Origin of the sequence: Pseudomonas sp. fls2-241-R2A-110, assembly GCF_030209165.1 — a bacterium.
Taxonomy (GTDB): domain Bacteria; phylum Pseudomonadota; class Gammaproteobacteria; order Pseudomonadales; family Pseudomonadaceae; genus Aquipseudomonas.
In genome coordinates this window covers 37,422-51,046 of record NZ_JARVSN010000039.1, presented here as the reverse complement: position 1 = coordinate 51,046, position 13,625 = coordinate 37,422, and the positions used below count along the sequence as shown (strand labels likewise).

The 13,625-nt window shown below is 61.8% G+C and carries 11 protein-coding genes and 2 pseudogenes; 6 read left to right on the top strand and 7 right to left on the bottom strand.

The window, feature by feature from the left end:
- Nucleotides 1–169: 169 nt before the first annotated feature.
- Nucleotides 170–1,321, bottom strand: coding sequence for an MFS transporter (locus tag QRN31_RS28490; RefSeq protein ID WP_285436030.1), 1,152 nt, complete (start codon nucleotides 1,319–1,321; stop codon nucleotides 170–172).
- Nucleotides 1,322–1,485: 164 nt separating this feature from the next.
- Here QRN31_RS28490 and QRN31_RS28485 point away from each other — a divergent pair, with 164 nt between their 5' ends.
- Nucleotides 1,486–2,478 (top strand): diaminopimelate epimerase, encoded by a 993-nt coding sequence (locus QRN31_RS28485; protein WP_285436028.1) that lies wholly within the window; start codon nucleotides 1,486–1,488, stop codon nucleotides 2,476–2,478.
- A 128-nt stretch (nucleotides 2,479–2,606) separates the two neighbouring features.
- Here the strand turns inward: QRN31_RS28485 and codA are convergent, their stop codons facing one another.
- The 4 genes from codA to QRN31_RS28465 all read right to left on the bottom strand — a co-directional run bounded on the left by codA (nucleotide 2,607) and on the right by QRN31_RS28465 (nucleotide 6,807).
- The gene (codA, locus tag QRN31_RS28480) at nucleotides 2,607–3,851 is read right to left on the bottom strand and encodes a cytosine deaminase (RefSeq protein WP_285436027.1); all 1,245 of its coding nucleotides are present in this window, start codon (nucleotides 3,849–3,851) and stop codon (nucleotides 2,607–2,609) included.
- 396 nt (nucleotides 3,852–4,247) lie between these two features.
- Nucleotides 4,248–5,078, bottom strand: coding sequence for an alpha/beta fold hydrolase (locus QRN31_RS28475; protein ID WP_285436026.1), 831 nt, complete (start codon nucleotides 5,076–5,078; stop codon nucleotides 4,248–4,250).
- A gap of 207 nt (nucleotides 5,079–5,285) precedes the next feature.
- On the bottom strand, nucleotides 5,286–5,642 hold the full coding sequence (queD, locus tag QRN31_RS28470; protein ID WP_081744008.1) for a 6-carboxytetrahydropterin synthase QueD: 357 nt from the start codon (nucleotides 5,640–5,642) through the stop codon (nucleotides 5,286–5,288).
- An 85-nt stretch (nucleotides 5,643–5,727) separates the two neighbouring features.
- Nucleotides 5,728–6,807, bottom strand: coding sequence for a patatin-like phospholipase domain-containing protein (locus tag QRN31_RS28465; RefSeq protein WP_285436023.1), 1,080 nt, complete (start codon nucleotides 6,805–6,807; stop codon nucleotides 5,728–5,730).
- A gap of 274 nt (nucleotides 6,808–7,081) precedes the next feature.
- Between QRN31_RS28465 and QRN31_RS28460 the strand changes: the two genes are divergently transcribed.
- Genes QRN31_RS28460 through QRN31_RS28445 form a run of 4 tightly spaced genes read left to right on the top strand, consistent with a single transcriptional unit; the run spans nucleotide 7,082 to nucleotide 9,677 of the window.
- Nucleotides 7,082–7,390 (top strand): PepSY domain-containing protein, encoded by a 309-nt coding sequence (locus QRN31_RS28460; RefSeq protein WP_285436022.1) that lies wholly within the window; start codon nucleotides 7,082–7,084, stop codon nucleotides 7,388–7,390.
- Nucleotides 7,390–7,695, top strand: a complete 306-nt coding sequence (locus QRN31_RS28455; protein WP_285436021.1) for a PepSY domain-containing protein — start codon at nucleotides 7,390–7,392, stop codon at nucleotides 7,693–7,695. Before QRN31_RS28460 ends, QRN31_RS28455 begins: the two co-directional genes overlap by 1 nt.
- 3 nt (nucleotides 7,696–7,698) lie before the next feature.
- Nucleotides 7,699–8,367, top strand: a complete 669-nt coding sequence (locus tag QRN31_RS28450; RefSeq protein ID WP_285436019.1) for a response regulator transcription factor — start codon at nucleotides 7,699–7,701, stop codon at nucleotides 8,365–8,367.
- Complete coding sequence (locus QRN31_RS28445) at nucleotides 8,364–9,677, top strand: sensor histidine kinase (RefSeq protein ID WP_285436018.1); 1,314 nt, start codon at nucleotides 8,364–8,366, stop codon at nucleotides 9,675–9,677. The genes QRN31_RS28450 and QRN31_RS28445 overlap by 4 nt, the downstream gene beginning before the upstream one ends.
- A gap of 121 nt (nucleotides 9,678–9,798) precedes the next feature.
- On the opposite strand, the pseudogene QRN31_RS31730 reads toward QRN31_RS28445, so the two are convergent.
- Nucleotides 9,799–10,353, bottom strand: a pseudogene (locus QRN31_RS31730) (methyl-accepting chemotaxis protein); the annotation flags it as partial.
- A gap of 303 nt (nucleotides 10,354–10,656) precedes the next feature.
- A pseudogene (locus tag QRN31_RS31725) lies at nucleotides 10,657–11,727 on the bottom strand (cache domain-containing protein); the annotation flags it as partial.
- Between the two features lie 412 nt (nucleotides 11,728–12,139).
- On the opposite strand from QRN31_RS31725, the gene QRN31_RS28435 reads away from it, so the two are divergent.
- The gene (locus tag QRN31_RS28435) at nucleotides 12,140–13,456 is read left to right on the top strand and encodes a Na+/H+ antiporter family protein (RefSeq protein ID WP_285436185.1); all 1,317 of its coding nucleotides are present in this window, start codon (nucleotides 12,140–12,142) and stop codon (nucleotides 13,454–13,456) included.
- The last annotated feature ends 169 nt before the right edge of the window (nucleotides 13,457–13,625 follow it).

Sequence of the window (13,625 nt, the reverse complement as noted above, 5' to 3'; positions counted from 1 at the left end):
CGCCAGCAGGCTGGCTCCCACATTTATCTCTGCTAAACACAGAATTTGTGTTCACTGAAGATCCTCTGTGGGAGCCAGCAGGCTGGCTCCCACATTGATCTCTGCTACACACAGAATTTGTGTTCACTGAAGATCCCCTGTGGGAGCCAGCCTGCTGGCGATAGCGTTATCAGGCTTTCAACACCTTGCCGCCAATGGCCACGGCCACCAGCAACAGCGCCATCAACCCGAAGGCAAAACTCAAACTGCTGCCATGGGCGATAAACCCGATCACCGCCGGGCCGGCGAGAATCCCCGCGTAGCCCAGCGTGGTGATGGCCGGCACGGCGATGTGTTCGGGCATCACTGTCTGTTTGCCCACGGCGGTGTACAGCACCGGCACGATGTTCGAGCATCCGGCGCCCAGCAACGCATAACCCACCAGCGCCGCTTCCCACGCCGGAGCGAATGTGGCCAATGCCAGGCCCACCGCCGCGGTCAGCCCACCGAACACAATCACCCGTGTCGAGCCCAGGCGCCGGACAATCCGGTCACCGGTCAAGCGCCCGACCGTCATGGTCAGGGCGAACGCTGCGTAACCCAGCCCGGCATAGGCCGTGTCGATCCCGCGTTCCTGCGTGAGAAACACGGCGCTCCAGTCGAGCGCTGCGCCTTCGGCCAGGAAGACGATGAAACACATACCGCCGATAAACAGCACGATGCCATGGGGCACGGCAAACGCCGGTCCCGAGCTTTCGCTGCCGTAAGGCAACAGGTGCGGCGCGGCTTTGAGCAAGGCCAGCACCAGCACGACAATCACCACCAACATGGCACTCAGTGGTGACAGGCCGAGGCCGAGCAGGGCGCTGACACCCGCCGCGCCGACGATCCCGCCGAGGCTGAACATCCCGTGAAACCCCGACATCATGTGCTTGCCACTGGCTCGTTCGACGATCACTGCCTGCAGGTTCACCGTCGAATCCACCGTGCCCAGGCCCGCGCCGAACATGAACAGCGTGGCGATCAACGCAGGCACCGACGACACCGTCGCCAATAACGGCAGCGCCGCGCAGATCAACAACGTTCCTCCGGTCGCGACCCGACGGCAGCCGAAACGCGTGGAAAGGAGGCCCGCCATCGGCATCGCCAGAATCGACCCGACCCCCAGGCACAACAGCAGCAAACCGAGGGTGCCTTCATCCAGCCCGGCCCGTGCCTTGGCGTAAGGCACCAACGGCGCCCACGCGGCAATGCCCAGACCTGCGATGAAGAAGGCGATGCGGGTGGACATCTGCTCCAGGCGTCCGGGGATGACGGGCGCTGGCGTGTTGAGGGCAGTCATGAAAAATCCTTGGCGTTGCGGGTTGCTGACAGAATGCAGGACAACATCCTTGCATATCAGGCAGCGCACCGCGACCTCGAAGGGTTTTCATGACTGGCGGATGTGATTTTCCAGGCTGACGCTTAAAGTACAGGCTCTCTACAGGCTGACTTCAGGACCGATCCATGACGCCGTTCTACGATGCTCGAGGCAATATCTATGCGGTGATGGCGCCTGACGCCGTGCGTGAACGCGGTATCGATCTGCCTCAACTCGCCGGCGACGCCGCGCAAACCCGCGAAAACTGGGCGTTGGCGGCGATCGAGGCGTTCTGCGCCTGGGGTCCCGGCACTCAACCGCCGGGCAGCAAAGACCATCGCTGCGACGGTCTGCTGGTGGGGCCGTTTCAATCGTCGCCGCCGTTTGATCTGTTGATCGTCAACACCGACGGCACCCTGGCCGAGCGCAGCGGCAACGGGCTGACGATTTTTTCTCAGGCCCTGAGTGAGCAAGGATTACTGCCCAAGGAAGAGGCGAGTTTGCTCAGGGTTCATCACGACAAGGCTGATGCGGTTTCACCCGTGGGCACTTCGGTGAAGCCGGCCGAAGTCGAGGGGGTGAAAGGGTTCTGGCTGGATCTGGGAAAACCTTCGTTCGGCCCGGACGCGGTGGGAGCTGAGCGGGTTGAAGGCGCGCTGTTGAACGGTCGCGACGTCAGCCATGTGCAGCCGTTGTCGGCGCTTGATCCAGCATGGTCTCGAAGCCAGTTCGTGCGCATTGGCAATCCTCATTGCGTGACACTTTTGGAGACCTCCGACGCATTGCCGAGCAATGAACAGATGCGCGAGCCCGGGCTGTGCGAAGGTCTGACGCGAATTGCTTACGCCATGCCGGCGGGGGCAGGGGCTCCGTGTCCTGCCGGCGTAAATTTGCAGTGGGCGATGTTTGCGTCTGAAGGGCAAGTCGCCGTGCGGGTATTTGAACGCGGAGAAGGGCCGACGGCGTCGTCGGGCACCAGCGCCAGTGCGGTGGCATGTGCGGCTTGGCGTGTTGGCTGGGTGGCGGCAGGTGAGGTGAAAGTCGTCATGCCGGGCGGTACGGCGCCGATTTTGTTGGAGGAAGCGGACGGGGAATTGAGTCGGGTCAGGCTGTTTGGTACGGCTCGGTTGATGGATTGAATTGTCGGCCGTCATCGCGGGCAAGTCGAATCGTCGCAGCGTCGCTCCCACATTAAATCTGTGTCATTCACAAATCCCAATGTGGGAGCGAGCTTGCTCGCGATGGGGCCTTCACAATCAATGCAATTTTAGAGTTGCCCCGGCCATTCCACCGCCGGCATCGTCCGCTTCATCAACACCTTGCCCTCCCTGACCGAATACAGCGGCAAGCCCTGGCTGCGAATCACCTCGTAGTCGCTGTCCGCCGACAGGATCAACAGATTCGCCGGCCGGCCCTGTTCCAGCCCATACCGATCGCCCAGGTTCATGGCTTTGGCGCTGTTGTCGGTGACCAGATCCAGCGCACTTTGCAGGTTGCGGTAACCGAGCATGTGGCAGATGTGCAGACCCGCTTCGAGCACCCGCAAAATGTTGCCGTTGCCCAGCGGATACCACGGATCGACAATCGAGTCCTGGCCGAAACACACGTTCATCCCCGCTTCGAGCAACTCGTTGACCCGCGTTACGCCGCGGCGTTTCGGGAAATTGTCATAGCGGCCTTGCAGGTGAATGCTTTCGGTGGGGCAGGAGACAAAACTGATGCCCGAATGCCCAAGCAGGCGAAACAGTTTGGCGCAGTAGGCGTTGTCGTAAGAGCCCATCGCCGTGGTGTGGCTGGCGGTCACCCGCGAGCCCATGTCACGACTGCGGGCTTCTTCAGCCAGCACTTCCAGAAAGCGCGAATGCGGGTCGTCGGTTTCGTCGCAATGCACATCCACCAGGCAGCCGGTGCGCTCGGCCAGGTCCATCAGGAATTTCACGGAGCTGACGCCTTGATCCCGGGTGTACTCGAAATGCGGAATGCCGCCGACCACATCGGCGCCCATGCGGATCGCTTCTTCCATCAATTCCCGGCCGTTGCGGTACGACTCGATGCCTTCCTGGGGGAACGCGACGATTTGCATGTCGATCAAGTGACGGCTTTGCTCGCGCACTTCGAGCATCGCCTTGAGCGCCGTGAGCTGCGGGTCGGTGACGTCGACGTGGGTGCGCACGTGCTGGATGCCGTGGGCGGCGAGGGTCTGGATGGTTTTAGTGGCGCGTGTCTTGGTGTCTTCCTCGGTGATGGTCACCTTGCGCTCGCCCCAGCACTCGATGCCTTCGAACAGGGTGCCGCTCATGTTCCAGCGCGGTTCGCCGGCGGTGAGGGTGGCATCGAGGTGAATGTGCGGCTCGACGAAGGGCGGCACCACCAGGTTGCCGCCGGCGTCCAGGTCATCGGGGCCCAGGGTCGGTGCTTCGGTCTGACGGGCGATGCTGCGGATCAGGCCGTTTTCCAGGTGCAACTCATGCAGGCCATCCTGGTTGCGCAGCCGGGCGTTGATGATGTGCATCAGGCGAATCCTTTTATAGATCTTGTCATGGCGCTTCAGCGACCCGGGCACCCGGGACGCTGGTGAATAACACATACGTTAACGCGGCAGCGGCAATCCCTGCCAGCGGCGCGACCCACGGCAAATTGTCACTTCGCCGAGGGGGCAGTCGTTGCCCGGATCGTTCTGCGTCATGCGGCATTCCTTGCTGGATGAGAGACGTGCCGAGGGATGCAGTTATTTATAGTCGAGCCGGCAAGTTTGGTGCGGGGATGGCACAAAAGCGGTGAGTCTGCAGGAGTACAGACCCCATGTGGGAGCGAGCTTGCTCGCGATGGCGGTGTACCAGTCGGCATCTAAGTTGCCTGGCACGCCGCCATCGCGAGCAAGCTCGCTCCCACAGGGGATTCGGTTTCTTCAGGGGGACTGGATCAGGGGCAAAAAGCGCAGCAACGCCGCAACAATCGCCTCCGGCGCATCCTCCTGCACCAAATGCCCGGCATTGGGAATCGGGTGGAATTGTGCTCCGGCAATCATCTGCTGCAGCGCCCGTCCACGCTCGATGGGGATCCACTGATCGTCTTCGCCCCACAGGATTTGCACCGGGCAGCGGACCGTCGGGTACAGCGCTTCGGCCTCACGGGTATAACGCTCATCCATTTGAGCAATTTGCCGATAGAACGCCGCTTGCCCCGGATCGCCCAGCCACGGCTGCACATAGGGCGCAAGTTCTTCATCGCTGATGTCGCGCTTGATCGCCCCGCGAATATAGGCCGGCACAATGGCGCGCTGGATGTAATCGGGCAGGCCGCTGAACGCCGCTTCATGCTGGCGCACATGCTGGACGAACGGCGAACCCCACGGCGTCAACGCCACCGGGTCGACCAGCGTCAGGCTGCGATAGTCCTTGCCATTGAGCAAGTGCGCGCGAAGCGCAGTGGCGCCGCCGAAATCGTGGGCCACCACATCCGGCCGTTCCAGCCCCCAGTGATCGAGCAACTGCGCCAGCAAGACGTTTTGCACCCCCAGTGAAACATCGCCATCGATTTTTGCGGATTGGCCATAGCCCAGCAGGTCGAAGTAGTACACCCGGTGCGTGGTGATGAAATGCGGCGCGATCCGGTGCCACACACAGGAAGAGAACGGCGTGCCATGCACGAACACCAGCGGCGGGCCGTCGCCCCGTACGGCGTAGCGAACGCAGTGTCCGTTGAAGCGATAGGTCTGGGGCAGTGGCCAGTCAGTCATGCGCGGGTCCTCTTGGCAGGTGCAAGCCAAAAAGCATAGGCAAAAAAAACAGCCACGAAGGCTGTTCTCTGTATCACTGACGAAACGCATTCGCCCCTTGTGGGGGGGAGCCTGCTCGCGATAGGTCTGACATTCAGTGTGATGTGACTGACACCGCTATCGCGGGCAAGCCCGCTCCCACAGGGGGATGTGTTGTTTCAGGTCGGTTTACTCGCCGTGATAGATGCAGCCGCTGGTGCATGTCTCATGGATTCGGATCGCGCTGAGTTCCGGCAGCAGGGGCTTCAATTCATTCCAGATGAATTTGGCCAGCACTTCGCTGGTCGGGTTTTCCAGGCCGGGAATGTCGTTCAGGTAGTTGTGGTCCAGGCGCTCGTAGAGCGGCTTGAAGATCGCCTTGATTTCCGAGAAGTCGCGGATCCAGCCGGTGTGCGGATCGAGGTCGCCGCTCAAGTGGATCGCCACTTTGAACGAGTGACCATGCAAGCGACCGCACTTATGGCCTTCCGGCACGTGAGGCAGGCGGTGGGCGGATTCGAACGTAAACTCTTTGAAGATTTCCACAGTGATTTTCAGCTCTGTCAGGTGGCGATCGCCGCGGCGATGTGGGCAGGCGGCGAGTTTACCAGAGCTCTGGGCAAAACACTGACTAAAGGGTCAGCAAGCGCTCGCCGAGGCGACCGTTGGCAGCCAGTTCGAGGAACTCGTCGCCCAGACGGCGGCTTTCATCCATCGCCGCTCGCCAGTATTTCTGTCGGCTCGGTGCATCGCCCATGAAGCGTTTGAAATCGTTGCGGTCCGGCAGCTTGCCGTAGGGCAGGCGCGCCAGGTAGTCCTTCGACGGCGCCAGCAGCAGAACATCCTGCAAACGCGCAGGGCAGGCGCGGCGCCACGGCAGCGTCTTGTCGAACCAGCCGGGGATCACCCGGTCGGTGAAGTGCGGGTACAGCACGATGTCGTTGCCGCTGTAGGGCAGGTCGAGGTGATAGTCCAGCAGACCGCCATCGCGGAACGTCCCGGCGCCGGCACCCGGCAGATCACGCACGCCTTCCATGACCATCGGGATTGAGCCCGAGGCGAGCAGGGCCTGGCGCAGGTTGCCGGCAGTGAGCGCGACGAAGCGCGACGGGAAGTCGTTCAACGCATTGACCGGGGGCATCAGGCGCGGGTCGTGGATGATCAACCGCTCGAAATGCCGCGACAGCCGCGCGCGACCGCGCAGGTTGTCGGCGATCACCGATCCCAACGCCAGCCCGAGCCGGCCGCGATGATCGTCCGCGAGCCGGCCGTGGCTTTTGACCACCATGATGTTCAATCGGTAATGGGCGTTGTTCAAGATCGACGCATCGCGGCCGTCGAGCAATTCATCGAGCATGCGCCGGGAGCTTTGGCTGATCTGCGCCATGGTCACGCCTTTGGCGAAATCTTGCCCGGTGTAGAGATGACCAAGGCGTCGAATGCCTTCGGCGGCATCCGGCAGGCAGGCGCTGGCGAAGCGCCAGGAACCCACCGAGGCGCCAATCAGCGAGCGTTCTCGAGGTGCGGCCGGCAACCATTCGCCGAACAACGCCAGGTCCAGACCTTGAATCCCCAACGCTTTCGGCCCACCAGCGGCTCCGGGCAGCGTGCCGACATCGGCGGCGCTCAAACCGTTTTTACGGATGCGCGCAAAGGCTCGCGGGCCGGCCTTGAGGGTCAGGGCAGGGAACTTGATGTGGATGGCGGTCATACCGGTCTCGATAATTGGCAAGCGGGCGGATTATAAACAGGTCAGGCAACGCCACAAATTAACTGTGGGAGCGAGCTTGCTCGCGATGGCGGTCTGTCAGCCAACATCAATGCTGGATGTGCCCCCCATCGCGAGCAAGCTCGCTCCCACAGGTTTTTGTGCAGGTAGTTGATGTCGAGGTGCCACTTCAATGATGGCAATTCAGTTTCAGTTAAGTTCAGCTCGCTAAGGTGCCCCGCGTAGCCAACACATAAGAAAATACGGAGCCCCCCCTATGAAAATCCTGACTGCCCTGTTCACCGCATCCCTCATCGCCATGACCGCCAGCCTCGTCCACGCTCGTGACCTGGGCCCCGACGAAGCCCTGCGTTTACGCGACGCTGGTACCATTGTGTCTTTCGAGAAGCTCAACGCCACCGCTCTGGCCAAACACCCCGGCGCCAAAATCACTCAAACCGAGCTGGAAGAAGAGTACGGCAAGTACATCTATCAGATTGAGCTGCGTGACCCACAAGGCATTGAGTGGGACATGGAATTAGACGCGGTCAGCGGCCAGCTGCTCAAGGATCATCAGGATACGTAATGAAGGTGCTTTCATTTTCACGCATGGCGCTGCTGTTGCTGGCGTTTTGCTCGGTGGCCATGGCGCGTGACCTGGATCAGGACGAAGCCCTGCGCCTGCGTCAGCGCGGCGTCATTCTGCCGCTGGAGCAACTGCTGCAACAGGCGCTGGACCGCTATCCGGGGGCAAAACTGCTGGAAGCCGAGCTTGAAGAAAAACACGACGTCTACATTTATGAAGTCGAGTTGCTGACCGCCCAAGGCGTGGTCCGCGAACTGGACATCGAAGCCGCCACCGGCCGCTTGCTCAAAGACAAGGAAGACTGACCGATGCGATTGTTGCTGGTGGAAGACCATGTGCCCCTGGCTGACGAATTGATGGCCGGGCTCAACCGTCAGGGCTACGCCGTGGATTGGCTGGCCGATGGCCGCGACGCGGTGTATCAGGGCAGCAGTGAACCGTATGACCTGATCATCCTCGACCTTGGCTTGCCAGGTTTGCCGGGGCTTGAGGTGCTGGCGCAATGGCGCGCAGGCGGCCTGATGACGCCAGTGCTGATCCTCACGGCTCGCGATTCCTGGGCCGAACGCATCGAAGGCCTCAAGGCCGGCGCCGACGATTATCTGACCAAGCCGTTCCACCCCGAAGAACTGCACCTGCGCGTCCAGGCGTTATTGCGCCGCTCCCACGGCCAGGCCAATCAGCCAACGCTCAAGGCCGCCGGTTGGCATCTGGACGAAGGCCGTCAATGCGTGACCCGCGACGGCGCCGACATCCAGCTGACCGCCTCTGAATTTCGTCTGCTGCGTTATTTCATGTTGCACCCCGAACAAATCCTTTCCAAAAGCCACCTCGCCGAACACCTCTACGACGGTGAAACCGAGCGCGATTCCAACGTGCTCGAAGTGCACGTCAATCACCTGCGACGCAAGCTGGGGCGCAGCGTCATCGAAACCCGTCGCGGCCAGGGTTACCTGTTCGGCGGGCAAGCCCGGTGAGGTCGATCCAGCGCCGCTTGAGCCTGGGCCTGATCAGCGTGATGGTGGTCGTCGGCCTGGTGCTGGCGCAGACCAGCCTGTGGCTGTTTGAAATGGGCTTGCAGCGCTACCTCGAAGCCGGTCTGCGTGACGACAGTGAAAACCTTCTGGTGGCGCTGGTGCGCGGGCCGCAAGGCTTGCAGCTGGATGAACGGCACTTGTCGCCGGCCTATCAACGGCCGTTTTCCGGGCATTACTTCCGTATCGATTTTGCCGACAAACACTGGCGCTCCCGTTCCTTGTGGGACCAGGAGATGCCGAGCCTTGACCACCCGGGCCTGCACAGCAACTTGCAACTGGGGCCCGAAGGCCAGCAGTTGCTGGTGCTGCGTTCGGATTATCGGCGGCTCGGTCAGTCGATTTCGATCAGCGTCGCGCAGGATTACACCCCGGTGCGCGAAAGTTTTCGGCGCATGCAACAGGTCGGGATCGGCCTGGGGTTGGCGGGGCTGCTGTTGATTCTGCTGCTGCAACGGATCACGGTGCGTCGCGCCTTGCGTCCGCTGGAAAAGGCCCGCGAGCAAATCGCCCAGCTGCAACAGGGCCAGCGCTCGCAACTCGACGATCAGGTGCCGGTGGAGCTGGAGCCGCTGGTGGCGCAGATCAACCATTTGCTCGCGCACACCGAGGACAGCCTCAAGCGCTCGCGCAACGCCCTGGGCAACCTGGGGCACGCGTTGAAAACGCCGCTGGCGGTGTTGCTGAGCCTGGCGTCGAGCGAAAAACTCGACGCTCATCCCGAGTTGCGCAAGACCCTCAAGGCGCAACTGGAACAGGTTCAGCAGCGACTCAATCGCGAGCTCAATCGCGCACGGTTATCCGGCGATGCGCTGCCGGGGGCCTTGTTTGATTGCGATGCGCAGCTGCCGGGTTTGCTGGCGACGTTGCGCATGATTCACGGCGAGCACCTGGACCTCAGCTACCGGGCACCCAGCGGTTTGCAGTTGCCGTGGGATCGCGAGGATTTGCTGGAGTTGCTGGGCAACCTGCTGGACAACGCCTGTAAATGGGCGGATGCCGAGGTTCGCTTGAACGTGGTCGAGACGGCTGAAGGGTTTTTGTTGAGTGTGGAAGACGATGGCCCGGGCATTCCAGTGGAGCAGCGTGATCAGGTGTTCAGCCGGGGTACGCGGCTGGATGAACAGACCGACGGACACGGGTTGGGATTGGGCATCGTGCGCGACATTGTCGATTCGTGGGGCGGGGTGTTGAGGCTGGAGGAGAGTGAGTGGGGTGGGCTGAAGGTGATCATCGAACTCCCTCGCCGATGATCGTTCCCACGCTCTGCGTGGGAATGCCGCCAGGGACGCTCCGCGTTCCGCTTTGGGATGTGACGCAGAGCGTCACGGGATGCATTCCCACGCAGAGCGTGGGAACGATCATTTATCCGGGTTACACGCGGAATTGATCCATTAAGCCCTGCTGCTGATTCGCGAGGCTGTTGAGCGACTGGCTCACCCGCGCCGACTCGTTCGCCTGCCCCGACAGCGATTCGGTCACGTCGCGAATCGTTGCCACGTTGTTGTTGATCTCCTCGGCCACCGCACTTTGCTCTTCGGCCGCCGAGGCGATCTGCAGGTTCATGTCGCTGATCACCGTCACGGCCTCGCCAATCTGGCGCAACGCGGTGACCGCCTGACCCACTTGTTCGACGCTGCCTTGGGCCTGGCGATGGCTGTTGTTCATCGAGCCGACCACGTCCTGGGTGCCGCTCTGCAACTGCTCGATCACCAGTCGGGTTTCTTCGACCGACTCCTGAGTGCGCCGCGCCAGGTTGCGCACTTCGTCAGCCACCACGGCAAAACCACGTCCGGCTTCACCGGCCCGGGCCGCTTCGATGGCAGCGTTGAGCGCCAGCAGGTTGGTTTGCTCGGCGATGGCGCGAATCACTTCCAGCACCGAACCGATTTTCTCGCTGTTCGCCGCCAGGCCTTCGACTTGCACCATCGCCGCGCTCATGTCGGCGGCGAGGGTGTCGATGCTGTTGGTGGTCTGATCGATCACGGTCAAGCCTCGGCGAGTCGCCTGATCCGCTTCCTTTGCCGCTTGGGCCGCTTGCGCCGCGCTGCGGGCGACGTCCTGGGCGGTAGCGCTCATTTCGTGGGACGCGGTTGCCACTTGGTCGACCTGGCGGTATTGCTGCTCCATGCCGGCGCTGGTCTGGGTGGCGATGGCGGCCGACTGGTCCGCCGTGCTGCGCGCGTCCTGCACCGAGCGTTTGACCTCGGCGATGATCGGTTGCAGCTTGTCGAGGAAACGGTTGAACCAGCCGGCCAACTGGCCCAGTTCATCCTGTTTGTCATAGGCCAGGCGCCGGGTCAGGTCGCCTTCGCCGCTGGCGATGTCTTCGAGCATGTGCGCCACGCCGAGGATCGGCCTGGTCACGCTGCGCGCCATCAGCCACACCAGCAACAAGCCGATCAGCGCGGCGAGTACGCCCAGGCTGAGCTCGACCAGCGTGCCGGAGCGGTTGCTGTCATCGAGTTGTTTTTTCAGGGTCTCGGCGGGGCCGACCAGGACTTTTTCCGGCACGTCGAGCAACACGCCCCAGGACTTGCCACCGGGAATCGGCAGGAACGGCGACAGCACTTTGAGTTGATGATCACTGTGCAGGCTTTCGGTTTTGCTGCTGGCGGCGAGCAGGCGAATCAGCTCGGCGCCGTTGGTCTTGTCCACGGCGTCCAGGCGCTGGCTGAGTTTGCTGGCGTCCGGGCTGTAACCGGCCAACAGGCCGACCGGGCTGATGATGCTGACGCTGGTCTGGCCGTCGTAGAGTTTTTTACTGGCACCCTGGCTCATGGCTTGCAGGCTGTTGAGGTTGATGTCCACCGACAGCGAGGCGATGACTTTGCCGTTGACCATCAGCGGGAAGACGATGCTGGTCATCAGCACGTTCTGGCCGTCGATCATATAGAAGTACGGTTCGATCACGCAGGGCTTGAGCGTGGTGCGCGGGCAGGTGAACCAAGCGTTGGCCGGCTCGCCGCTGGGGCCGGTGCTGGTGTCGGCCATGTCACTTTCCGGCAGCGCCATGGAGGTGACCTTGCCCGGCGTCGGTTGCGACCAGTACAGGGCAAAGCGACCCTTGTCGTTGCTGCCCAGCTCGGCCTGGCCTGCGAACAGCTCATCCTTGCCATCCAGCGCGTTGGCTTCGAACACCAAGGACAGACCGAGCAATTCCGGGTTGGCCTGCAGCGCCGATTTGACCTGGCGAGTCAGGTCTTCACGCAGGTCGAAGGCGTCCAGAAAACGCTTCTCGGCCTGATCGCGCAGGAACAGCACCTGCCGCGAAAAACCATGGCCATATTGATAGGCGTCCATGAACTGCTGGCGAATCCCCAGCGCCTGGTTTTCTCCCTGGGACTCAATCCGGGCCTGCGCGGCTTCGGTGAGCATCTCCATGCTTGAGGCTTTCACCATCTCGGAGCTGTGCTCCATGCGGTACAGCGAAAGACCCACCAGCAGGGTCACGATGCCGGCCAGGCACAGCCCGGCCAGCAGGGTGATTTTCCATTGAATGGAAAGTTGTCTGATCGACATGGAGACGTCCTTTATTCGATAAATATCTGAGACTTTGCACTATAACGGCGCACGATCGACTTTCTTGAGGGTTGCAGCTTGCGGCGGCTTCCTTCAAAGTGCGCGCCCTCTAATAAAACCCATTCCTTGATCCGCTGGCGGCTCTTCGCAGACTGCCGGCTGAGCTCATTTCGCTTGCCTTGAGGTAACGATGATTAATGCTGTAATTGCTGCGGTCGGCGTCATGCTGATCCTCAGCCTGTCCCGCGTGCACGTCGTGATCGCACTGATCGTCGGCGCGCTGGTGGGTGGTTTGACCGGTGGCCTGGGCATCGACGCCACCCTCAAAGCCTTCAACAGCGGCCTCGGCGGCGGCGCGACGGTGGCGTTGTCTTACGCCTTGCTCGGGGCGTTTGCGGTGGCGATTGCCAAGTCCGGCCTGGCCCATGCGCTGGCGGACAAAGCGTTGGCGATGGTTGATCGCCAGCACGCCAGCGGTGGCCGCCAGGTCAAGTGGCTGCTGATCGGTCTGCTCTGGGTGGTCGCGATCGCATCGCAAAACATCCTGCCGATACATATCGCCTTTATTCCATTGCTGGTGCCGCCGCTTCTTTATGTATTGACCCGGCTGCAACTGGATCGCCGATTGATCGCCTGCGTCATGACCTTCGGCCTGATCACGCCGTACATGTTTTTGCCGGTGGGCTTTGGCAACATCTTCCTCAATGAAATCCTGCTGGCCAACGTGGCCCGCAGCGGCGTGGACATCACGGGAATCAACGTCACCCACGCCATGGGCATTCCAGCGCTGGGCATGGTCGTGGGGCTGGCGGCGGCGTTTATCAGCTACCGCAAAAAGCGCGTCTACGACCTGGAAAAGATCGAGCAAGTCGAGCAAGTCGCGGTGGAGTACAACCCGCTGAGCCTGATGGTCGCCGGTGTCGCCATCGCGGCGGCGTTCATCATTCAGTTGTTGCTGGACTCGATGATCATCGGTGCGCTGGTCGGTTTTCTGATCTTCTCGGTCTCGGGCATCGTCAAGTGGCGCGACACGGACGACCTGTTCACCGAAGGCATGAAAATGATGGCGATGATCGGCTTCATCATGATCGCCGCGTCAGGGTTTGCCGAAGTGATGAAGGCCACCGGCGAGGTGCAAACGCTGGTCGAGGCGTCGGCGTCGTGGATTGATCACAGCAAAGGCGTGGGGGCATTGCTGATGTTGTTGGTTGGCCTGCTGGTGACGATGGGCATCGGCTCGTCGTTTTCCACCGTGCCGATCCTGGCAGCGATCTTCGTGCCGTTGTGCGTGCAGCTGGGCTTCAGCCCGATTGCGATCGTGTGCATCGTCGGCACGGCCGGCGCCTTGGGCGACGCGGGTTCGCCGGCCTCGGACTCGACGCTGGGCCCGACCTCCGGCCTGAACATCGATGGCCAGCATCACCACATCTGGGACACCGTGGTGCCGACCTTCCTGCACTACAACTTGCCGCTGCTGGCGTTCGGCTGGGTCGCCGCGATGATTTTGTAGTCACATCACCCCTGTGGGAGCGAGCTTGCTCGCGATGACGGCGGTACATCCAACACTGATGTTGGCTGACACCCCGCTATCGCGAGCAAGCTCGCTCCCACAGGGGGCTTGCTTACTTTCCTGCGGATTCAACTTTTGGTCCGGCGTGCCGTTAAAGCCTTTAACCACG